At 64.8% G+C, this 22,482-nt stretch carries 18 protein-coding genes; 14 read left to right on the top strand and 4 right to left on the bottom strand.

Annotated features, from left to right (window positions below):
* Positions 1–18: 18 nt before the first annotated feature.
* Together ACIPVK_RS00150 and ACIPVK_RS00145 are read left to right on the top strand one after the other, a co-directional pair.
* Positions 19–972: a Ku protein gene (locus ACIPVK_RS00150; protein WP_407609964.1), complete on the top strand. Its 954-nt coding sequence runs from the start codon at positions 19–21 to the stop codon at positions 970–972.
* 337 nt (positions 973–1,309) lie between these two features.
* The gene (locus ACIPVK_RS00145; protein ID WP_407609963.1) at positions 1,310–1,546 is read left to right on the top strand and encodes a hypothetical protein; all 237 of its coding nucleotides are present in this window, start codon (positions 1,310–1,312) and stop codon (positions 1,544–1,546) included.
* Between the two features lie 64 nt (positions 1,547–1,610).
* Here ACIPVK_RS00145 and ACIPVK_RS00140 read toward each other — a convergent pair whose 3' ends face one another.
* On the bottom strand, positions 1,611–2,795 hold the full coding sequence (locus tag ACIPVK_RS00140; RefSeq protein ID WP_407609962.1) for a hypothetical protein: 1,185 nt from the start codon (positions 2,793–2,795) through the stop codon (positions 1,611–1,613).
* Between the two features lie 22 nt (positions 2,796–2,817).
* The gene (ffh, locus tag ACIPVK_RS00135; protein WP_407609961.1) at positions 2,818–4,368 is read right to left on the bottom strand and encodes a signal recognition particle protein; all 1,551 of its coding nucleotides are present in this window, start codon (positions 4,366–4,368) and stop codon (positions 2,818–2,820) included.
* A gap of 115 nt (positions 4,369–4,483) precedes the next feature.
* On the opposite strand from ffh, the gene ACIPVK_RS00130 reads away from it, so the two are divergent.
* Positions 4,484–5,902: a glucose-6-phosphate dehydrogenase gene (locus ACIPVK_RS00130; RefSeq protein WP_407609960.1), complete on the top strand. Its 1,419-nt coding sequence runs from the start codon at positions 4,484–4,486 to the stop codon at positions 5,900–5,902.
* A 119-nt stretch (positions 5,903–6,021) separates the two neighbouring features.
* A complete protein-coding gene (locus ACIPVK_RS00125; RefSeq protein ID WP_407609959.1) occupies positions 6,022–6,771 on the top strand; it encodes a hypothetical protein in 750 nt (249 codons plus the stop codon).
* Positions 6,772–7,209: 438 nt separating this feature from the next.
* On the opposite strand, the gene ACIPVK_RS00120 is transcribed toward ACIPVK_RS00125, so the two are convergent.
* Complete coding sequence (locus ACIPVK_RS00120) at positions 7,210–7,374, bottom strand: hypothetical protein (protein ID WP_407609958.1); 165 nt, start codon at positions 7,372–7,374, stop codon at positions 7,210–7,212.
* A 507-nt stretch (positions 7,375–7,881) separates the two neighbouring features.
* Between ACIPVK_RS00120 and ACIPVK_RS00115 the strand changes: the two genes are divergently transcribed.
* The 7 genes from ACIPVK_RS00115 (at position 7,882) to ACIPVK_RS00085 (ending at position 16,724) form a co-directional block, all read left to right on the top strand.
* Positions 7,882–9,249: an AAA family ATPase gene (locus ACIPVK_RS00115; RefSeq protein ID WP_407609957.1), complete on the top strand. Its 1,368-nt coding sequence runs from the start codon at positions 7,882–7,884 to the stop codon at positions 9,247–9,249.
* Positions 9,250–9,260: 11 nt separating this feature from the next.
* Positions 9,261–10,127: a hypothetical protein gene (locus ACIPVK_RS00110; RefSeq protein ID WP_407609956.1), complete on the top strand. Its 867-nt coding sequence runs from the start codon at positions 9,261–9,263 to the stop codon at positions 10,125–10,127.
* Positions 10,128–10,554: 427 nt separating this feature from the next.
* On the top strand, positions 10,555–10,953 hold the full coding sequence (locus tag ACIPVK_RS00105) for a hypothetical protein (protein WP_407609955.1): 399 nt from the start codon (positions 10,555–10,557) through the stop codon (positions 10,951–10,953).
* Positions 10,954–11,023: 70 nt separating this feature from the next.
* Complete coding sequence (locus tag ACIPVK_RS00100; protein ID WP_407609954.1) at positions 11,024–11,782, top strand: hypothetical protein; 759 nt, start codon at positions 11,024–11,026, stop codon at positions 11,780–11,782.
* Positions 11,783–12,094: 312 nt separating this feature from the next.
* Positions 12,095–13,120, top strand: coding sequence for a 3-oxoacyl-ACP synthase III (locus tag ACIPVK_RS00095; protein WP_407609953.1), 1,026 nt, complete (start codon positions 12,095–12,097; stop codon positions 13,118–13,120).
* Positions 13,117–15,705: an alpha/beta fold hydrolase gene (locus ACIPVK_RS00090; RefSeq protein WP_407609952.1), complete on the top strand. Its 2,589-nt coding sequence runs from the start codon at positions 13,117–13,119 to the stop codon at positions 15,703–15,705. The genes ACIPVK_RS00095 and ACIPVK_RS00090 overlap by 4 nt, the downstream gene beginning before the upstream one ends.
* Entirely contained in the window at positions 15,702–16,724 is a 1,023-nt protein-coding gene (locus ACIPVK_RS00085) for an NAD-dependent epimerase/dehydratase family protein (RefSeq protein WP_407609951.1), read from the top strand. The genes ACIPVK_RS00090 and ACIPVK_RS00085 overlap by 4 nt, the downstream gene beginning before the upstream one ends.
* A gap of 28 nt (positions 16,725–16,752) precedes the next feature.
* Here ACIPVK_RS00085 and ACIPVK_RS00080 read toward each other — a convergent pair whose 3' ends face one another.
* Positions 16,753–17,103 carry a hypothetical protein gene (locus ACIPVK_RS00080; protein WP_407609950.1) on the bottom strand — a complete coding sequence of 117 codons (351 nt, stop codon included), beginning with the start codon at positions 17,101–17,103 and terminating at the stop codon, positions 16,753–16,755.
* A gap of 488 nt (positions 17,104–17,591) precedes the next feature.
* On the opposite strand from ACIPVK_RS00080, the gene ACIPVK_RS00075 reads away from it, so the two are divergent.
* From ACIPVK_RS00075 to ACIPVK_RS00065, 3 genes are all read left to right on the top strand, one after another.
* The gene (locus ACIPVK_RS00075; protein WP_407609949.1) at positions 17,592–19,313 is read left to right on the top strand and encodes a glycosyltransferase; all 1,722 of its coding nucleotides are present in this window, start codon (positions 17,592–17,594) and stop codon (positions 19,311–19,313) included.
* Positions 19,314–19,559: 246 nt separating this feature from the next.
* On the top strand, positions 19,560–20,834 hold the full coding sequence (locus tag ACIPVK_RS00070) for a CDP-glycerol glycerophosphotransferase family protein (protein ID WP_407609948.1): 1,275 nt from the start codon (positions 19,560–19,562) through the stop codon (positions 20,832–20,834).
* Positions 20,835–21,042: 208 nt separating this feature from the next.
* Entirely contained in the window at positions 21,043–22,356 is a 1,314-nt protein-coding gene (locus tag ACIPVK_RS00065) for a glycosyltransferase family 2 protein (RefSeq protein ID WP_407609947.1), read from the top strand.
* The last annotated feature ends 126 nt before the right edge of the window (positions 22,357–22,482 follow it).

Below are 22,482 nucleotides of genomic sequence, written 5' to 3'. Positions count from 1 at the left end.
CGGTGCTTCACTGGAACCATGAGAGCTATCTGGACCGGGTCCATCGCGTTCGGACTGGTCAATGTTCCGGTCAAGGTCTACGGCGCCACCCAGGACCACGACGTCGGGCTGCACCAGGTGCACGACGCCGACGGCGGCCGGATCCGCTACCAGCGCCACTGCGAGGTCTGCGGGAAGAAAATCGCCTACGAGCACATCGACAAGGCCTTTGACGACGGCGAGCGTACCGTGGTGCTCACCGACGCGGACATGGGGTCGCTTCCGGCCGAACAGAGCCGGGAGATCGAGGTGGTGCAATTTGTCCCGAGCGACCAGATCGATCCCATCATGCTGGAGCGCAGCTACTACCTGGTCCCCGATTCAAAGTCCCCCAAGGCCTACACGCTGCTGCGCCGCACCCTTCAGGAGACGGAGTTGACCGCCGTGGTGAAGTTCGCGCTGCGGCAGAAGACCCGGCTGGGCGCCATGCGGGTCCGCGGGGACGTGCTGGTGCTGCAGGGGCTGCTGTGGGCCGACGAAGTCCGCGAGGCGGAATTCCCCGAGGCCGCGGCCACCAGCAAGATCTCTGCGCAGGAAATGAAGATGTCCGCGGCCCTCGTCCAGCAATTCAGCACCGATTTCACCCCGGCCGAATTCGAGGACGACTACCAGGTCCAGCTGCGCACGCTGATCGACGCGAAGCTCGAGAAGGGCGACTCGCTGGACACCGAGGCGACCTTCGGGGCGACTGACACGGTGGCCGAGGCGGCCGACACCGGGGACGTGATCGACCTGATGGAGGCGCTCAAGCGCAGCATTGCCCGCAAGGCCAAGCCCAAGGAAACCGGCGGCACGGCTGCGGGTTCCAAGACCGCGGGCTCCCCCGCTCCGAAGCCGCCGGCCAAAAAGAAGGCCGCCCCGAAGAAGAAGGCCACCGCCAAGGCCGCGGCAACACCCACGGCAACGAAGGCCAAATCCGCCAAGGGCGCCTAGCTGAACGACGGACCCGGCGGGCGGAAGGGACTCGGCCCCCTGAACCTGGCGGAACCCTCGCGGCAAACGGCGCGCAAGTCCTTGATACGCCCGCCTGGTGATGCTTGACTTTGGGTAAGCGCGAAGACATCCCCGCACAACATCGATTGCCGAGGGGCAGCATGTCCCATCGAAGCGGCTTCCGGCACAAGAGGTACCCGCCGGTGAACCAGGGGGCCGGGCACGGTCAACCGGCGATGAACACCCGCCGGCCGCAGCAGGCAGCGTACCGGAACCATGGGCCACGCACGAGCATGCCCACCCGGAGTAATCGAATCGACAGGAGTCCAGGACCAAAATGGCACGGCACAGCATCGGACATGACGAACATCAGCTGGACTTGATTCGCGCAGCGACCGAGGACGTGGAAGCCGCCCGGCTGCTGCTCAAACAGCGCCTGGAGACCTTGGACGCCATCACGCGCACCGCGGTGGAGCACGGAATTCCCGCGAATCAAATCGCCGCGGCCGAGCACCCGACACCTGCCGCACTTCGCGGCCCGGGTTCCGGGAGGCCCGCGGCGAAACGAGGCTAAGGGATGCGCCTACCCGGCCCACAACCGCAATGGCCGTGGAGGAACTCCGGCGACACGTACCGGGCTATCGACCCGAACGGCGCGCCCTGGCCATCCGCCAGGCGCCGACGCCGATGTTCGTCAACGCGTCGATGCCCCAGAACGCCGCGATGACCGCCACGGCCCAGAAGGGCCACCACGGCTGGCGCCAATCGGTCAGCACCACCAATGCAACGGCGACCAGGGCCTCGGCCACGCCCCAGATCACTTGAGTGCGCGGTCGCCAGGAAAGGACGTTGAAGAACTTGCGGATGCCCTTGGCCGCGCGGGCGTCGGCGCGCATGCCGCTGACGATCGTGCCGCCGATTCCCCGGGGCTCGACCAACCTTGCCGTCTGAGGCAGCGGTCCTTCCTCGACGTAGTCGGCCAGGGAGGAGGAGCGGCCAAAGATTTCCAGCACCGTGCGCAGCTTGTCGACCGATCCGCTGCCGGCAAGCGCCTCGTTGAGCTGGGTGATCACGTCCTGGCCGATGCCGTAGGTGGACAGCTCGGCGATGGATTCCAGGTCCGGTGCCAGCCATTCGCGGGTGAGGAATGCGGCGACCTCGTCCGCCCTGGTGCCGGGCACGGTGTCCAGCACGGGCTGGGCGGCCACCGACCAGCCGTGCCCGAAGCCCGGGTAGCCGTGGAGCTTGCGGCTTTGGCCCTCGAACCAGAAGACCATGGAAAAGCGCGGGCCGAGCCGGGAGAGCATGATCGCAGGGAAGCTGGACTTCGAGAGCATGATCTCGGGCATGTAGCCCTCGTGCACCGCCACGTCCCCGTGTTCGGTGGAGAAGTGGTGCCAGGCGGTCTTGGTGGCCCCGGCGAAGAGCGCCACCTCCGATTCCTTGAAGGAACCCAGCAGCACCGAGCGCCCGCCGGTGGGGTGCTCGAGCGCCTCGTCGCCGACCGGTTCCCCGCTCTCGGCATCCACCCCGTCGAAGTCGGCCCAGCGGGCGCCGGTCCCCCGCTTCAGCGCAATGGCAAATCCCTCGATCTGCTGCCCGAACGCGATCTCCCCGGATTCGTCGGCCATGACGATGAATCCTTCGGGGTTGACCGCCACCACCATCTCGATGACCGAGAGCTCGCCCCAGGAGACGGGTTCGGCCAGCAGGGAGATGCTCTGGCGGGCACGCAGGGTGTCCTTGATGCGCCGGTGGGCCTGGATGCCGGAGGGCTCATCGAAGATCAGTGCCATGGAGGCGATCAGCCACTCGGGCGTCACGCCTCCTTCCGGCACCTGGGGGCTACTTGCCAAGGAACTTCTCAAACCCCTTCGGCAGGTTCAGTTCCGAGGGGTCGAAGTCCTTGTTCCCGGCGCCGAAGGCGGCACCGGACGGGGTCTTGACCTTGTTGGCCTCGGCGGCGGCAAGCTGCGCGGCCTTGGCCGGGTTGCCGAACTTCGCCGGCTTCTTTTTCCCGCCCTTGGCACCCTTCTTGGCGCCGCCGCGGCCGCCCGGCATGCCCGGGATGGCACCGCCGGAGGCCAGCTTCTTCATCATCTTCTGCGCCTCGCCGAAGCGCTCGAGCATCGAGTTGACCTCGGAGACGTGCACGCCCGAGCCCTTGGCGATGCGGGCGCGGCGCGAGCCGTTGATGATCTTCGGGGCCACGCGCTCGTGCGGGGTCATCGAGCGGACGATGGCCTCGATGCGGTCCATCTGCGACTCGTCGAACTGCTCGAGCTGCTGGCGGGAGATCTGCGACCCGGGCATCATGCCCAGGATCTTCTTCATCGATCCCATCTTGCGGATCTGGGCCATCTGGGCCAGGAAGTCATCGAGCGTGAAGTCCTCGCGGTCGGCGAACTTCTTCGCCATGCGCTCGGCTTCGCCCTTGTCCCAGTTCTGCTCGGCCTGCTCGATCAGGGTGAGGATGTCGCCCATGTCCAGGATCCGGGAGGCCATGCGGTCCGGGTGGAAGATCTCGAAGTCATCGAGGTTCTCGCCGGTGGAGGCGTACATGACCGGCTTGCCGGTCACCGAGGCCACCGACAGGGCGGCGCCGCCGCGGGCATCGCCGTCGAGCTTGGTGAGCACCACGCCGGTGACGCCGACGCCGTCGTTGAACGCCTGGGCGGTGTTGACCGCGTCCTGGCCGATCATGGCGTCGATGACGAAGAGGACCTCGTCCGGGTTGATGGCGGCGCGGATGTCCGCGGCCTGCTGCATCATTTCGGCGTCGATGCCCAGGCGTCCGGCGGTGTCGACGATGACCACGTCGTGGAGCTTGGTCTTCGCCTCGGCGACGCCGTCGCGGGCGACCGCGACCGGATCGCCGGTGGCGGACTCGAACTCGGAGGAGACGCCCGGGTGCGGCGCGTACACCGGCACGCCGGCGCGTTCGCCGTTGACCTGGAGCTGCTTGACGGCGTTGGGGCGCTGGAGGTCGCACGCGACCAGCAGCGGGGTGTGGCCCTGGGCCTTGAGGTGCTTGGCTAGCTTGCCGGCCAGGGTGGTCTTGCCCGCACCCTGCAGGCCCGCGAGCATGATGACGGTCGGGGCGACCTTGGCCAGGTTCAGCCGGCGGGTCTCCCCGCCCAGGATGCCCACGAGTTCCTCGTTGACGATCTTGACGATCTGCTGGCCCGGGTTCAGCGAGGCCGAGACCTCTTCGCCCAGGGCGCGTTCCTTGACGTGCGCCACGAAGGCGCGGACCACGGTGACGGCGACGTCGGCGTCGAGCAGGGCACGGCGGATCTCACGTACGGTGCCGTCGATATCGGCCTCGGTAAGCCGTCCCTTGCCGCGGAGGTTCTTGAAGGTGGATGTCAGGCGGTCGGAGAGTGAATTGAACACGTGCCGTGCACTTCTTTCGTTGTGGGATTCAGGCGCGGTCTAACCCGCTGGACTCAACATCCAAGATTACCAACAACACGCCCCCTATTTCTCAACACGTGGCAGGCTTGGGTATGTGAACCAAGATTCAAGCGGACAGACCGGCACCCACGTAACCACATTATTGATCCTTGGAGCCTCCGGGGACCTGACCGGAAGGCTGTTGCTTCCGGGCCTGGCCAGGCTTATCGGCTCGGGCCGCGCCTCCGGGCTCAAGCTGGCCGGGGCCGGGGGCCCGGGCTATTCGCAGGAGCAATGGCAGCAGCGCGTCAACGAAGTCTGCGAAACCGCAAAGCAGCATGCCACCGAGGCCGGCAGCCTGGAGCTGGACAAGATCGCCGCCGACACCCGCTTTGCCGAACTCGACGTCACAAAGCCCGGCGAACTGGCCTCGCTGGTGGAATCCCTTCAGGGCCCGGTGGCGCTTTACTTCGCGCTTCCCCCCGCCGTGAGCCAGAAGGCCTGCGAGGTCCTGGAACCCGGCGAGCTGCCCGAAACCACGCTGCTGGTCATGGAAAAGCCCTTCGGCTCCAACCAGCAGTCCGCGCAGGAACTGAACCGCACGCTGATCCGCCTGGTCCCGGAGGAAAACATCCACCGGGTCGACCACTTCCTGGGCAAGGGCACGGTGTTCAACATCCTGGGCCTGCGCTTCGCCAACCACCTGCTCGAGCCCCTGTTCACGGCGGAGCACGTGGAGAAGATGGAGATCTTCTACGACGAGGAACTGGCCCTGGAGGACCGGGCCGGGTACTACGACGGCGCCGGCGCCCTGCGCGACATGATCCAGTCGCACCTGCTCCAGATCCTGGGACTGCTGACCATGAACGCGCCGGCGACGCTGAAGGAACGCGACGTGCGCGACCACCTGGGCTCCGTGATCCGCGCCACCGCCCTGGCCGGGACCGCGGCCGAGTCCACGCGCCGGGCCCGCTACACCGCCGGCACCTCCAAGGGAAGACCGGTACCGGACTACGCGTCCGAGAAGGGCGTGGAACCGGCGCTGCAGACCGAGACGCTGGCCGAGGTCACGCTGCACATCAACAACTCTCGCTGGGCCGGAGTCCCGTTCATCCTGCGCGCCGGCAAGGCGCTGGGCACCGCGCGCAAGGAAGCGATCATCACCTTCCGCCCGGTCTCCCACCTGCCCACCGGATTCAAGGGCACCGACAAGCCCACGAAGCTGCGGATCGGCTTCGGCCCCGACACCCTCTCCCTTGACCTGGACGTCAACGGCCCGGGCGACCTCTACACCCTGGACCGCGTCACGCTGGCCGCGGAACTGAACTCCCCGGACCTGCTCCCATACGGCGAAGTGCTCCTGGGCGTGCTCTCCGGTGACCCGACGCTGTCGGTGCGCGGGGACACCGCGGAGGAATGCTGGCGGATCGTGGACCCGATCCTCACGGCCTGGGCCGACGACGCGGTGCCGCTGGACGAGTACCCTGCGGGCGGAAACGGCCCGGCCGGCTGGGACACCAATTGCACGCTGTAGGGCCGAGGCAGCGGCAGCAGCGCCGAGTGTGTGACGCCTCGATGCGCCGGCCCGGAAGGATATCCTGCGGCCGGACGAGCCGCCATTGACTTACCGCGTACCGAGGCTACTGTGAGGCCATGTCGGCCATCAACGAAACCGGTCAGCACCAGCTGGCTGCCCGCCTCCCCAAGGCCGCGGTCGCTTGGTTCCTCGCAGCCGCTGTGCTCTTTCTGGCCTCGGCTCTCCTGCAGCACCTGGCCTCCATCCAGCGCTGGGTCGTGCTCAGGGGCCAGCGCCCGGGCCACGAACCCTCGGTCGAAGACCACCTCTTGGACTACATCTTCCCTTCCGACCCCTGGGAACCCATCGGGACCGCGGCCCAGCTCTTCGGGGCGGGCACCATGGTCCAGGCCGTTGGAATCCTGGCCATGGCGCTGGGCGTGTTGGCCGTGCCGCGCGTGGCACCGAACAGGATCGGCGTCATCTCCGAGACAGTGTTCGCCATCCTGGTTGCCGCGTCGTTTTTTACCGTGGGGACCCATGCCCTGGTCTCGAGGATCAGCGGTGTTCCCTCCACAATGCAAGATTCGCAGGGATTGGTGGCGTTCATGGTCTGGGGCGGTTTCGAATCCCTGGCGGCCCTGGCGTGGCTATGGATGGGGATGTCACGCGGTGCCGTGGCCGCGTGCCTGTTCCTGTTGGGAACCACCCTTCCGGGCTCCGCCATCTCCAATTTCACCATCGCGCCCATGATCGCCGGCTTCGTCTCACACGACACGACCCCGTGGTTGGAAAGCGTCGTCGCGTCCTCCAGCGCCGCGGCAGCCCTGGCCATGGCCTTCGCCGCTTGGAGCGGCGTGCGTCGCCACCGCCGTGCAAGGGCGTGAGGGCGGGCCCCGGCGCCGGCGGGGTGCGCATCCATTGACTTCAGCCGTCGCCTCGCTTGGGTGAGGCAAAGTCGCCCTTCAACGATTCGATCCGGGGCAAGCTCAGCGTTCGCTTCCGCACGGCTTCATTCAAGTTCCTGCTCGCAGCCGCCGTGCTGTTCCTCGCGTCGGTGCTCATCAAACAGCAGGCCTCGATCCAGCATGGGGCGTGTTTATCAGCTAGTTTTGAATTAAGTTCATTGATCAACATCTCAGATTTTCGCGTTCTCGCAGAGTCAGTCACAATCACGAGAGGTTCCACACCTTGGTCGTTGCCAAAGGGCAGGTAAGAACTCGACTTTGTCTCGCCATAGGTAGTGATGGTGCCGGGCTGGCCAGACCGGTAGTAGCATCCCACCCACCTGCGTTCAGGAAATTCGGCCTCAATGCAGGAGGTGCCTACACAGGGAATGTTCTGGCCGAGAAATGTCTTTCTTCGATACCTTCGTATTCGTAAATCACCGCCCATGACCCCGACCCGGCGCGTATGAATTCGGACTTGGTTCGTTGCCCGCTGATCTCTGCGATGTCTGCTTCACCAAATTCACTAAACTCGATAGTCACTGCTCGGGTCCTATCCGCTCGGAGGAGCGTCATGCCTTCGGAATGTGGAAAAGTTCAGCTCCCCGTTCGAATGTTGAGTGTGTGGACCTTCATAAACGTCAATCTCCGGCCACATTGCACCACGAGTCGGAGTCAGTGCGTATCTTTCATTACCGCTACAGCAGGCTGGTAGGGCGGAGCCGGAACATTCTCAACTGGACAGACTTCCCGGCACGCTAATTGCATCACGTGCTCAGCGGCAGCATTCATCTCGAGCGTGCTCACCGTTGATAGATAATTCGCCGCGCCAAGAAACAAGTCCTGGATACCTGGATTGCATACCATGTGCTCGACTATGGAGGTCACTGAACCACTGGCGGGTCCACAGCCATTATGGCTCAGGAGCGTGTGCAACGCGGTGCATTCAAGAACGCTGATAGGGACACCACAAACAAATAACGACTCACCGGAGTCGTAATTGCCGCTACGAATCTCCCGCTTACTCAGCCCTCTGGCAGAATGAGCCAAATGGACCAATCTACATTGATGCTAGTGAGCGCATCAGCATCTCGCGTGCTAGGCGAATACGATCATTCTTTTTCCATCAGGTCATCCGATGAGTTCGCAATCATCTACGGACCAAATGGAGTCGGCAAGACCAAATTCCTTGAGATCGTTGACGCCTTATCGCGCTTGCAAGGATTCACGTTGTCAAACCTTCCGTTTGCATCCGCAGTACTAACGTACTCCGATGCTTCAGAGCTGTCCGTAGTCCGAGACTCAGTCGAGGATGAAGGACTTGACGCGATTGCGGCCCCCGCTTCATCGGTTCGTTTCACGCTCAAGCGACCGAGACAGAAGATCATTTCGTGGAACTACACTGACGATGATTTCGCCGAAGTAATCCGCAAACACCTTCCTTACGAACAAGTTTCCGACTTAATGTGGCAGGACCCGTCCGATGGGGAGATTGTCCACGTAGACGATTTGCGGGCGCGCTATGAACTCCGGAACACCAAGCGGACGCAAAAGCGGGGGGTCGCACCGCAATCGATTCAGGACTTCGTGAAATTGGTGCCGAGCTTCCTAATTGAAACGCAGCGACTCCGAATTGAGCAGATGCGCCCTAAACCTGGGACAACTCGTTTCGGCTCCAACAGGACTTCCACGCGGTCACAATCTCGAATAACTGAGCAGGCAGAGAAAATCCGCGCTCTCGTGAACGGAGCGCAGACAGAGCATTCTCGAATTACACAGCGTCTTGACCGCACATTCCCCAACCGCATGCTTAGGGCCACTTCCAACAGGTTGCAAGCCGACATTGATCCGGATCTTATTCGCGAACGATACGACGCACAAAATGATTTCAGAAGCCGCCTTGGGCGGGTGGCATCGGTTTCTCTGGATGACGAACTTTCCCTTCCTGACGGTGACATCGAAGGATGGGCACTTAGGCTACTGAATCTCTACTTGGATGACGCGGACGAGAAACTTGAACCTTTCGAGGCTCTCCTAAAGAAAATAGAATTGCTTGAGCACATAATTAATGATCGTCTCCTCAACAAGGAATTGCGGGTAACTGACGGCGAAGGATTGTCGGTTGAACATTCACTCACAGGTAGGCCCATTACCTTAGATTCCCTTTCTTCGGGCGAACAACACGTCATCATCCTGATGATTGATTTGCTGTTCAACGTCCCGAGAGGAGCAGTGGTACTCATCGACGAGCCTGAGATTTCACTCCACGTGGCGTGGCAGATGGCGTTTATTCCAGATGTAAAACGGATTGCTGAACTGGCTGGGTTCCGTTTCGTGGTGGCTACACACTCACCGCAGATTATTAACGGTGACTGGGATCGTGCGATTCGCCTCGGACCTCATGAGGTAGCGTTCTAGTGAAGGAGTTCTTGAATGAAAACACCTTATTTGCGACTGTAGCGTTATACATCCAGGAGAGCAGTTCACTACTGCTCGTCGTGGAAGGTCCCGACGATCATCTTGCATTGAAGGACCACTGCTCACCAGATCTCAACCTACTCTCAGGTACCGGTGGGCGAGAACAAGTGCTTAGAGCGGCACGCCTCGCGAGTGAGCGAAATATCAAAGGTGTTCGGTTCCTTGTCGACCGCGACTATGACGATTTTCGCACCACTGTCGGCACGCATCAGGACAACGTTCTAGCCAGCACGAGGCACGACATCTTTTTGGACATCTCCGCAAGCGAACCACTAATACTCCAACGAGTAATTGACGTATTTTCCGATTCGGCTCGTAGGCGCCCGGACAATGTGAAACCGATCCCGCATTCGAGCGTGATTGAATCGGACGCGATTTCGTTGGCTACGGCCCTAGCCGCCGTTCGTATCGTTAACGCCCGGCGCAGCCTAGCTCTGGACTTCACGCGCTTCTCGTTCGGCGGCCTGAAAGAACATGAATTTAAAGTAGAGGTTATAGCTAACACAATTTTTGTACGCAATGAGTGCAGGCCAGAAGATCTAGACGAGTTGATCAGTGAATCCATTTCCGTTCACGCCGAAGTTTTACAGCTACAAATAGAACCGATTGGTGACCATGACCTATTTTCAGCACTTGCCAGAATTTTAAAACGAATAAATATATCTATCAGTGGAGATTCTCTTCACAAAGCGTTTATTCTCGCTGTTACATGCGCGGCATTGAGCGGCACCCACTGGTTCCAGGAAATACAGAAATGGTGTGAGCTGAATAACCGACGAGGTTTCTCCTGCCAGGCTGATTCTGTTCTTGCTGCCTGACTAAAAATATAGGCACCGATCCATAGTTGTCTCGAGCCGTTGTAAAGAACAAGGGCCCCTGATTACAAGTCGTTGACTCGTAATCAGGGGCCTTTGTCATCAGCTCCGCAAATGCGCGGTCAGCGATTCGGGGCATATGCGACCTTCGGGCGAAGCTTCGGCTTGAGCGGGGCCGTGACCTGCGGTGCCGCCCGAGGCCTCGGAGCCGGAGGTGCTGACTTCGGCGCAGCCGGACGCTGGTCCGAAAGTGCTTCCCCCTTCGCCGGAGCTTTCGGGGCTGCCTTGGCACTCGGAGCCGGTATGCCAGCCGCGGACTGAGGAGCCGGCTGTTTCGCCACCGGCTCCGGTCGTGCAGCATGGCGCAGTCTTGGGCCGGTACTCACGGCAACCCCTTTGACTCCTCCACGCGGGTTGCTAGCGTATGGACATGTCGAAGAGCCAAGCCGCCGGGGCGGGCGCCAGGCCCGGGCAGGATTCGTATTCTTCGTGGTCTCCGGCACTACCGAATCCCCGTACCACCATGGGAAACTCGACGGTGGTGCTCGGGGTGCCGTTCGTGGTCAATCTGGTGGATCTGATTGCAATGGCCACCTACTGGCGGGGCACCTCGCTCCCGGAGATGATCGGTTGCCTGATCCTGCTCGGCTCCACCACGGCAGGGAACTTCATCGCCAACTTCACGATCGCTCCCATGCTCGCTGGTTACATCTCTCACGACACGGCCCAGTGGAATAAGTTGGTCGTCGCCGCATCCGCCGCGGCGGCGGGTGTCGCAATGCTCTGTGCCGCCGGCACGGTGGTGTTGAGCACCATGCGTGCCAGCTGAACAAATCGTCGGTTGGCATATCCACCTCGAGAACCCATGACTCATCCGAGGAAGTTGTTACGGTTGGGACATGTCGGGCAGCAACCACGCTGGTGTGCGCAAGAAAAACCTGCGCTTTCGCAGGACCAAGATCCTCTGGCTGCTCATTGCCGCCGCCCTGTTCCTGGTCTCGTGCCTCCTGCAACTGGTCGCGGCCCTGCAGCGCTGGGTGGTGTTGGCCGGCGCCGGAGGAACCAGCGGCCTCTCGGTCGAGAACCACCGCTACGACTACTACTTCCCCGCGCCAACGTGGGAACCGCTCGGGACGACCGCCGTGTTGCTCGAGGAGGCCCTGTTGGTCCAGGCGCTCGGAATCCTGGCCATGGCTGCCGGAGTCCTGTTCCTGCCGGATCCGACGGTGGACCACATCAGAAGTGTCGGGATCGCCATTGCAGCATTCGAGGCCCTGCTTGCCGCCATTCTCGCGGCCTCCTTCGCCGTGATCGGGTCGCATACCTTCCCCTCGGGGCTCTCCGGAAACGCTTCCGGGTACCAAGATGCAGCGGTGCTGCTCTGGGCGCTGCTCCTGACGGGGCTTGTCAAACCATTGGCGCTTGCCGGTCTCTGGCGGGTCAGGCTGCCGGCGGCCAGCGCCGCATGCGTGTTCCTTACAGGAACGAGCTTTGTCGGCTACCTCGCGGCCACCTACGTGATCTCACCCATCATGGCCGGCAGCTACTACGACGCCCGGTGGACCGAGACGGTGATGGCGGTGTCAACCGGCGCCGCGGCCGCGGCAATGCCCTTCGGGGCCGGGGACGTGGTTCGGCGCACGGTGGCAGCAGCCTAGGGAGCCCCATTACCCGGACGGTTCACCCTGGTGGTGCTCGGCTCTTAGGGAAACCGGTACGGGGTTTTCTCGATCGAACTCCCGATGTTCGCCACGGAAATTCGGCCTGATTCTGCATGGTTTCCAGCTCCACGGAATGCACCGGCCTTGGCCGCCACAAGAAGCAAAGGGCGCGCCCGTGTGTGCCCCGGGGCCGCCAAGGGAATACGGTAGGACAAGGACATTTTTGACCGACGGATCATGCGATTGATCCGACGTCCGCATTCTTCGCGCCCGACACCGGCACGACAGCCCCGACACAAAGGCTAGATTTTGAACGGCAACGCAACGTTTCGGCACCACAATTCGGCCCTGTTGGCCGTCACCAGCGTGCAGGCCCCGGTGGTCATGACCTCCAGGGAATTCGACGAACGTCTGGCCCCCAGCCTGAAACGACTGCGCCTGTCGAAGAAATTGCTGGAACGCGTTGCCGGCGTGATGGAACGCCGCTGGTGGTCCGAGGGGACCAGCTTCGACGATGCAGCCGTCGAGGCCGGCGGCAAGGCCATGGCCGAGGCCGGCGTTGAGGCGGGCCAGATCGGCCTGCTGATCAACACCTCGGTGACCCGCCGCAACCTGGAGCCCTCGGTCGCCTCCAAGATCCACCACGACCTGGGACTGCCTTCCTCGGCCATGAACTTCGACGTGGCCAACGCCTGCCTGGGCTTCGTCAACGGCATGACCCTGGCCGCAAACATGATCGACTCCGGGCAGATCAAGTACGCCCTGGTGGTCGCCGGCGAGGACGCCCAGCCCACCCAGGAGACCACGTTCCGCCGGCTCAACGCCGAGCACTCGACCCGCGACGACTACCTGCGGGAATTCGCCACCCTGACCCTGGGCTCGGGTGCCGCCGCCGCGGTGATCGGCCCGGCCGACGCCCACCCCGGCGCGCACCGCATCCTGGGAGGGGTGTCGCGCGCCGGAACCGAGCACCACAAGCTCTGCGTGGGCGGGCCCTCCGGCATGTACACGGACACCAAGGGCCTCTTGGACAACGGCCTGGACCTGGTGGTCGACGCCTGGGACGAGGCCCACCAGGCCGGGTGGAACTGGAAATCCATGGACCGCTACGTGACGCATCAGGTCTCCAATTCCTACACCAACGCCATCATCAAGGCCGTGGGCCTGGTCCGCGAACGGGTGCCCATCACGTTCCCCAAGTGGGGCAATGTTGGTCCCGCCTCGCTGCCCATGACGCTATCCCAGGAAGCCAAGACCTTGAAGCCCGGTGACCGCGTGCTGTGCATGGGTGTCGGCTCCGGGCTGAACACCGCCATGATGGAGCTTGCCTGGTGACCGAGATCTTCCCCGGCGTCGATCGCCGGTACTCCCGCCGTGTCATGGCGCCCTGCACTTCGGCGGTGGATGCACCGGGCACCAGCCACCAATGGCACCTGCTGGACAACGAGTCCGAGCTCGCCCAAAAGGGCATCACGCCGATCGGCACGCTGCTGTGCGTGCACGGCAACCCCACCTGGTCCTACCTGTGGCGCAGCCTGCTGCAGCACGTGTCCTCCCACGACTTGCCGTGGCGCGTGGTCGCGGTGGACCAGCTGGACATGGGCTTCTCCGCGCGCACCGGCGTGTTCCGCCGGCTCGAGGACCGGGTCAACGACCTCGGCGACCTGACCGGCGCGCTGGAACTCACCGGGGACGTGACCACGGTGGGCCACGACTGGGGAGGCATCATCTCCCTGGGCTGGGCTCTGGCGCACCGGGAGCAGCTGGCCAACGTGGTGCTCACCAACACCGCGGTGCACCCGGCCGGCTACGAGCTGCCCGCCGCGCTGCGCCTGGCCTCCCACCCGGCGGTCCACGGTTGGGGAACCAAGAGCACCGACGCCTTCCTGCGCACCACCCACTCGCTGGCACAGCCGGCCCTGGAACCGGACGTCCGCAAGGCCTTCATGGCTCCCTATCTCAATGCTTCCAGGCGAACCGGCGTGGCAAACTTCGTTGCCGACATCCCCTTCACCGAGGACCATCCCAGCCGCGGTGCGCTCAACGCGATCGCCGAGGGCATCCGCACGCTCAAGGTTCCCGCCCTGCTGCTTTGGGGCCCCAAGGACCCCGTTTTCTCCGACCGCTACCTGCGCGACCTGGTTTCCCGGCTGCCGCACGCGGCGGTGCACCGCTTCGAGGGAGCCGGGCACCTGCTCCCCGAGGACCGCGACATCGCCACCCCGGTCTTTGACTGGCTTGGCCAGGCGAAGAACCCGCACACCGCGAACCGCGGCGAGGCCCTGGCCGCGTACCGGCCGATGCTTGCCGAACTCGACGAGCGCACCGAGGACACCGGCACCGCCGTGGTGGACATCAACCCGGCCGGCTCCCTGTCCTGGGCGCAGCTGGGCACCCGGGTCAACGCCCTGGCACACGGCCTGGCCGGAATCGGCGTGAAGCCCGGGGACCGCGTGAACCTGCTGGTCCCCCCGGGAATCGAACTGACCTCCCTGATCTATGCATGCCTGCGCCTGGGCGCCGTGATCGTCGTGGCCGACGCGGGACTGGGCACCCAGGGACTGGGCCGTGCCATCCGCGGGGCAGGCCCCGGCTACCTCATCGGGATCGACCGCGCGCTGACCGGGGCCAGGTTCCTGGGCTGGCCCGGCATCCGGATCGCCGCCGAAGACATGCCCGCGGCCAAGCGCAAGCTGCTCGGCGTGGCCCACACCGTGCCCGAACTGCTCGCCGCCGGCACGGACGCCGCTGCCCAGCACACGGTATTCGCCCCGGCCGACCCGGACGCGGACGCCGCGGTGCTCTTCACCTCCGGATCCACGGGACCGGCCAAGGGAGTCGTCTACACGCACCGCCAGCTGGCGGCGATGCGCGACACCCTGCGCGAGACCTACGACCTCAAGGCCGGTTCGGCACTGGTGGCCGGCTTCGCCCCGTTCGCACTGCTCGGCCCCGCGCTGGGCGCCACCTCGGTGACCCCGGACATGGACGTCACCGCGCCGCGCACGCTCACCGCCGCCGCACTGGCAGATGCCGCCGCGGCGGTGGATGCCACCACGGTGTTCGCCTCCCCCGCGGCCCTGGCCAACGTGCTGGAAACCCGCGAAGCCCTGGATGATTCCCAGCGCACAACCCTGGCAGGCGTCTCGCTGCTGCTCTCGGCCGGGGCGCCGATCCCCGAGCCGCTGCTGGCCAAGGTCCAGGAGCTGGTGCCCGCGGCCCGCGTGCACACCCCCTACGGGATGACCGAGGCCCTTCCGGTGACCGACATCGACCTGGCCGGCATCCGTGCGGCCGGTGCCGGCAACGGCGTTTGCGTGGGCACCCCCGTCGCCGGGGCGAAGGTGGCCATCGCGCCGCTGGACGCCGACGGGAACGCCGGGGACCAGCCGCAGGAAACCCCCGACACCACCGGGGAAATCCTGGTGCGCGCCCCGCACGTGAAGGACCGCTACGACAGGCTCTGGATCACCGAGCAGCTCAGCACCTCGATCCCGGGCTGGCACCGCACCGGGGACGTGGGGCATCTGGACGAAGCCGGACGGCTCTGGGTCGAAGGCAGGCTCGGCCACGTGCTGAACACCTCCGCCGGGCCCACCACGCCCGTCGCCGGCGAGCAGGCCGCCGAATCCGTGGACGGTGCCTCCCGCGCCGCCCTGGTCGGCGTGGGGCCCGCGGGCGCCCAGGTGCCCGTGGTGGTCATGGAAACCGTGCCGCCCGCCCGCCGCGCGGCCCCGGCACCCCAGGCATTGGCCCGGGCGGTGCGCGCCGCGGTGGCCGGCACGGGGACGCAGGTCTCCGCCGTCCTGGTGGTGCCCGCGCTGCCCACCGACATCCGGCACAATTCCAAGATCGACCGGGCGGCCCTGGCCGCCTGGGCCACCGAGGCCCTGGCCGGCGGCAGGATCCGCAACCCATGAGCAACGAAGCCACGCCCCGGGCCCCGCGCCGCGTGCTGGTCACCGGTGCCAGCGGCCTGCTCGGCGGGGCCGTGGCGGAACTGCTGCGCGCCCAGGGGCACCGGGTGCGCACCTTCCAGCGCAGGGCAACCGCCGGGGCCGTCGACGAGGTCTGCGGTTCGCTGACCGACCCGGCCGCGGTGCGCCGCGCCGTTGAGGGCATGGACGCGGTCATCCACCTCGCGGCGAAGGTCTCCTTCACTGGCTCCTGGCACGACTTCGTGGCCACCAACATCACCGGCACCAAGACCCTGCTGGAAGAAGCCCGCGCCGCTGGCGTGGCCGACTTCGTGTTCGTCTCTTCCCCCTCGGTCGCCCACTTCGGCGAGCCGCTGGCCGGCGCCGGTGCCGGTGTAGCCGACCCGGACCGCGCCCGCGGCAACTACGCCCGCTCCAAGGCCGCGGCCGAACTCAACGCCCTGGCCCAGAACTCCCCCGATTTCCGCGTCGCGGCCATCAGGCCGCACGTGGTCTGGGGACCCGGAGACACCCAGCTGGTGGAACGCGTGATCGAGCGCGCCCAGGGAAGACGGCTTCCGCTGCTCGACGGCGGCGCCGCGCTGATCGACACCACCTACATCGACAACGCGGCATCCGCGATCGTGCGCGGGCTCGAGCGCATGGAGCACGCCCACGGCCGCGCCCTGGTGGTCACCAACGGCGAACCGCGCCCCGTGGGCGAATTGATCGCCGGGATCTGCCGCGCCGGCGGCGCCCCGGCACCACGCATCAGCGTCCCGGGCTGGCTGGCCCGCGGCGCCGGCTCGGTCATCGAGCGAGTGTGGCTGGCCGCCGGGGCACGGAACCTGGTGCACGACGAACCGCCCATGACCAGGTTCCTGGCCGAGCAGCTGTCCACCGCGCACTGGTTCGACCAGCGCGAGACCCGCGAGGTGCTGGACTGGACGCCGGAGGTCGGCATCGACGAGGGCCTGAGGCGCCTCGCCGCCCACTACGGCGGCACCGCTCCAGGGCGGTAACCCGCGGCCCGGGCAACGGCAGGGCAGCTCAGTCGTGGGGCCCGGAATCCGTCGCTTCGTTGCCGAGGGCGGCTAGTGGCGCATCCGGTGCGGAGGCATTCAGCAGCAGCGCGCTGTCCATCCCCCAGGCCAGGCCTGCCGCCAGCATCATTCCTGCCACAACGACCGCACTGCCGGTGCATATCCCGAGCAGCAGCGGTCCTGCCTCCGTCTTGCCGCGGCTGGGTGGCAACAGGCCGAGGCTGGCCATCCCGCACAGCACCACGATCGCCACGACTCCGCCCCACATGCTCTGTGGCAGGCTTACCGTTCCATGGATGGTCCCGCCCATCCCCCAGTGGTCGCCCAGGGCTTCCGGGAGCCTGTCGCGCAACAGCATCAGGCTTCAGACGTGAACTGCCGCAAGGACCGCGGCGGTTCCCCAGGACAATTGCAGCAGCAGCTTCCTTGAATGGAGTTTCATGCGCGTGGCTGCGTTCGGCTTTTCGGGGACTGCTCGGATGTCTTCCCAGCGATCTTATCGGCCCATGCCACCACGTGGTTTTGTTCCGGAGACGGAAGGAATGGCCATCTCCAAGGTCCTCGGCCCGCGTACCCGGCCGGTCGCCGGCGGCACGACGGTCAGCGACGGCGACGGTTGAAACCGAACAACTGTGCGCATTAGCTGGTAGCTCCAAGACTCACGGGCTAGGGTGGGCCCCATCGAGACTCCGAAACCGATCCAACCAGCCAGAGGAGAACCTTTCGATGCAACACGTCCCCGGGTCGAGTATCCCCAGCGGGCAACCGAGCAGGCCAGCGCATCCCAGGGAACCGGGCCGGCCGGTCCTGATGGTCACGTGGTCAATCAGGGAGGGCTTCGGCGGAATGACGGCCATGTGCCTCAAGCGTGCCGGACTGTTCCACGAACGCGGCGTTCCCAGCGCCGTGGTCACGTTCGATGCAAACCCCTCGATCGAAGAACTTCGGAAGAACCTGGTCGATGCCGGAAGGCTCCATCCCGAGGTCCCGTTGCTGAACCTGCATGATTTTTATGCGGTACATTCACCGGCACTTTCCGCCAAGAAGCCCCAGGACCGGGTGCGCTCCCCCGAATGGGTGGAAAGCGGCAGGACCCACCGCTCGGGCGACGGTTCGCTCTTCCACATCGACTACCGGATGCCTGGCCAAGACTCCGCCGCCCGGCGCGAATACCACCGCCGCGACGGAACGGTGTATCTCATCGATTCGGCGCTTCCCGCCGACGGCGATAACCAGAAACCCACGCGCACCCTGGAACTGGTGGACCCGGACGGAAACGTCGCGGCCACCCTCGCAAGCCCCGCCAAGCTCTACCGCCGCTTCCTCACCGACCTGGTGGACCTCTCACACGCCGACGTCGTCGTTGACAGCAAGTACTCCGCAGGATTCCTCTGGGCGTGGAAGCACCCCCAAGCGGTGAAGTTCGTGAACTTCCACAGCACCCACGTGGCCGCCGGGCAGGATCCGCTGACGGGGAAACTTTCCACCGCGCACCAGAAGATCATCCAAAACCGCGATGCCTGGGACGGGATCACCTTCCTGACCGAATCGCAGCGCACGGCCTTCGTGAAGCGCTTCGGGGAGTCCTCCAACACCGTGGTGATCAGCAACCCTGTCGATGGCCCTCGGACGCTGCCGGCGTTCGGGGCCCGCGAACCACGCTCCGTCCTGCACGTCGGCCGATTCACCATGGGCAAGAACATCGGCGACGTGCTGGAAATCATCAAAAAGGTCGCCTTGGACGGGACCCCGGTCCATCTCGACCTGGTGGGCGACGGCGAGCAACGCCGGGTGCTCGAGGACCGGGTGCGCGAGCTCGGGGCCGAAGACCTCGTGACGTTCCATGGCCACGTCAATGACGTGGCCGAACGGCTCGACCGGGCCCGCGTCCTGTTGCTGTGCAGCAAGTTCGAGGGCCAGTCGCTGGCCGTCCTCGAGGCCCAGGCGCACGGTTGCGTGCCGGTGGCCTACGACGTTGATTTCGGCCCCAGGGACATGATCGAGAACCCGCGCAACGGATTCCTGGTTCCCTTTGGCGAGCACGATGTCGCCGCCCGGGCCGTGTCCAGGCTCTTGGCGGACGACTGCCTGTGCGAGGCGTTGTCGAGCCAGGCATTCCACGACTCGCAACGGTACCGCAGTGACCTGATCTTCGAGCAATGGATGGAAGCGTTGGACATGGCACGAACCCACAAGGCCACCCGTGACGCCCTCGCCGCGGCCAGCGTACGGATCGCGGGGATCATGTTCCGCCCGGACGGCGCCATGGACCTTCAGGTTGACGTGGAGACCGGCGCGGAGAAATTGGACAGCGTCTGGCTCGAAAGCCGGCAACGCGGCGTCCCGGACTCCGACGGACGGAAAATCGAACACCACCGCCAGTGTGAGCGGTCCTTCCATTTCCTTTTGCCTGCCGACCTCCGGGCGCAACAGCCCGATGGTGAGGCCTTGGACCTGAACCTCGTCCTGGGCATCGGGTCGATGACCCGAACCATGCGGCTGGGAGCGGGCCCCCGGATGCAGACCACCCCGTACTTCACCGTCTACGGGAATCTCAGCCTGAAGTAGCCAGCCAACAGGTCTCCCTTTGGTCCGCCCGCGGGGAATGCAGGAGCATGCGGCCGGGAAGCCCTGATGACGGCAGCACAGGCCTATCTTTGCTTCCGACCATGCCGGAACATAGGGACCATACAGCCCCTCATCATGAATTGGACAGTTGGGCGTGAAACGGTCTTGGGACAAGCGATTCCGCATGACGGCCCGGGAGCCGGGCTGTGCAGCGCACGGCTGAAGAGCGAGGAGCCACGAAGGCAGATGATGCAGATAAAAGACTGGCTGGGCCAACAGCTCAAAGCCGCCATAGGCTCCAGAACCGGAGTCAAGACTCGAAGGTGGCTGGGGCTGGGAAGCGCTCAGGTAGCCAACCACGAACTGGACCACATTCCGGTGCCCGGCGACGTGGTGGTCTACTTCAGCGACGTGCTCAACAAGTCCTACCAACTCGAACAGTGGCTTCCCACGCTGGAAAAACTCCATGAAACCCGCCGTGTGGTCCTGGTCTTTCGCAAGATCCCCACGATGCGCCATTTCCGCAAGTTGACCGACCTGCCCAAGATCTTCGTCCGTCGCCTCGACGACCTGGTCAATCTCTACGACTTCAACAACTTCAAGCTGTGCCTCTATGTCAACAACGGCGTGGCGAACTTCCAGTCCCTGAGCGCATCCAGGCCCGTGCATGTCCACATCAACCACGGCGAAAGCGACAAGCTTTCCATGGTCTCCAACCAGGCCAAGGCCTATGACAGGATCCTCGTGGCGGGTCCCGCGGCCGTCGAGCGGCACCGCTCCGTCTTGCTGGACTTCGACCTCAACCGGCTGATCCCCATCGGGCGGCCCCAACTGGACACGCGTTTTGACTCCGTCTTGCCGCCGTTCCCCGGCCGGACCGTCATGTACGCACCCACTTGGGAAGGCGAAAACGACGCCAACAACTACACCTCCATGGACCTCTTCGGCGAAGGAATCATCGAGGCGCTGGTGGCACTGCCAAACACCCGGGTCATCTACAAGCCCCACCCACGGATCAGCAGATCCACAACACCCGCGATCGCCCAGGCGCACGAGCGCATCCGTGAGATCCTCGAGGAACGCACGGCCGCGGGCGGGCACCATCTGATCGCCGAGTTGGAAAATATCCTGGCGCTGTTTGGCGATGTGGATGCCCTGGTCACCGACGTCTCAAGCGTGGGCCTTGATTTCCTGTACCTGCACCCGGAGAAGCCGCTGATCCTCACGGACCGGCGCGATGACCTCGAAAAGCTCAACCGCGAGGTGCCCGTGAGCAGGGCCTGTCCGGTCCTCAGCGAATCCACCCGGGAGCAGCTTCTGACCGGGCTGTCGCTCTTGCTGGATTCCTCCGGGACCGGGGAACGCCTGCAGATGCGCAAGTTCTATTTCGGGGACCGCGAGCGCGGGTCCTCAACAAATGCGTTCATTGAGGCAGTCGGCAAGTTGATCGATGAACGCGCAGTCCTGCTGCGCTACTATGAGTTCCACGGCCAGGGCGCGGATTCGGGGGAAATCGACTAAGCGCACCATGGGCCGGCATACCAGCCAGCACCTCCCACGGGGGTTCGTTCGGCGCACCCACGACGCACCCCCTGGAAGGCAGACAATGGACTACGCCATGGTTCGGAGATCCCTGCGACGCAGAGCGTCCAGGATCGCTGCCAGGATACGCCAGGCCACGATCCGGGAATCGGACACCGGCCCCAGCGCTAGCGCCGAGACTGCGCGCGTGGCCGTCGTCATCCCGGTCTTCAATTCCATGCCCTACCTTCGGGAACTCCTGGATTCACTCGAGGCACAGGACATGGATCCGGAACTCTTTGAAGTGATCGCCGTCGACGACGGCTCCACCGATCGCGGCGGAAAACTACTGGATGCCTACGCGGCCCGGCTGCCCAACATGCGGCTCATCCGCCAGCACAACAGCGGCTGGCCAGGAAAACCGCGCAATGTGGGAATCAACGCAAGCCTGTCGGACTATGTGTTCTTCTGCGACGCCGACGATCTGTTGGGCCCGGAGTCGCTGCGCAGGATGGTCGAATTCGCGGACGCCCACGACGTCGATGTCCTTGCACCGAAGCTGGTCGGCATCGGCGGCCGACGGGTTGCGGCAACCCTGTTTGCCTCCACGCTCGTCGATGCCCCGCTGCGAACGATTCTTGGCACCCTCTCCCCGCAGAAAATGATCCGGCGCGAGCTGCTCGAGGAGCACGGCATCAGGTTCCCCGAGGGCAAGGTAAGGCTCGAGGACGGCATGATGCTCACCCGGTGCTATCTGGCTTCGCGCCGCAACGCGATCCTTGCCGACTACGACTACTACTTCATCCGCACCCGCCAGGTCGGCGCCAACATCAGCAGCGGACGGGCCGAGCCCGAAGGCTACACGGAGTCGGTGTCCACCATTGCCCGGATCATCAAGGACGGGCACCCCGATCCCGCGTTTGCGGACCAGCTGGTCCTGGACCTTTACCGGCGCAAGGCACTTCGCTTCTACGTCCCCGCCCGTTACCGTGCCATGTCGACCGATCGGCAACGTCGCTGGGTCGCGGCGCACTCACAATTCGTGCGTGAACACATCCCCCCGGAACTGGAAGCGGATTTGGGCTTCCCCTTCCTGCAGCGTTCCCGGCTGGTGCGGAACGAGGATGCCGCCGGGTTGCTGCAGCTGGCAGGGACCGAGGAACAGCTGAGGGCGACTTGCCGGGCCGCCGAGCCGAACCCGAACGGACTCGAACTGCGGTTCGGGCTGCAGCCGTCGGCCGGCTTCGCGACTGTACGCCTGTTGGCCCAGGTCCGGGGAGCTGAAACCATGCGTGCCTTTGATCTTCGGACGGACGGCCAGGAGTATGTCCTGGACTCGCCGGCACAGAAGTTCGCGGGAGTGGAAAATGTCCTGGCCGACCTCTTCGTAGAGCTGGAAATCGACGGCGTCCGGGGACCGCTGCGTCGCGTGGCGGCACCGGATGCCGGCCTGCCGCTGGAATTGGACGGCACACGCGTCTATTCGACGGTCAACGGAAACCTCAGCATCGATCGCCGCTGACCGAGCGCTGTCTCCCGGTTTGCCGTCTGCCCCAGGGCTCCGTTTTTCGGCTTGACGAACCGTCCCGGCCGTCCAATGACGGACACGGCAGGCGCGAGCCATGTTGCACGGCGCGCTCCCGGTGCC

Origin of the sequence: Paeniglutamicibacter sp. MACA_103 (assembly GCF_045798555.1) — a bacterium.
In the GTDB taxonomy this organism is placed as follows: Bacteria; Actinomycetota; Actinomycetes; order Actinomycetales; family Micrococcaceae; genus Paeniglutamicibacter.
Note: the sequence above shows the minus strand (reverse complement) of the source record. Positions and strands in the feature narration are given on the sequence as shown.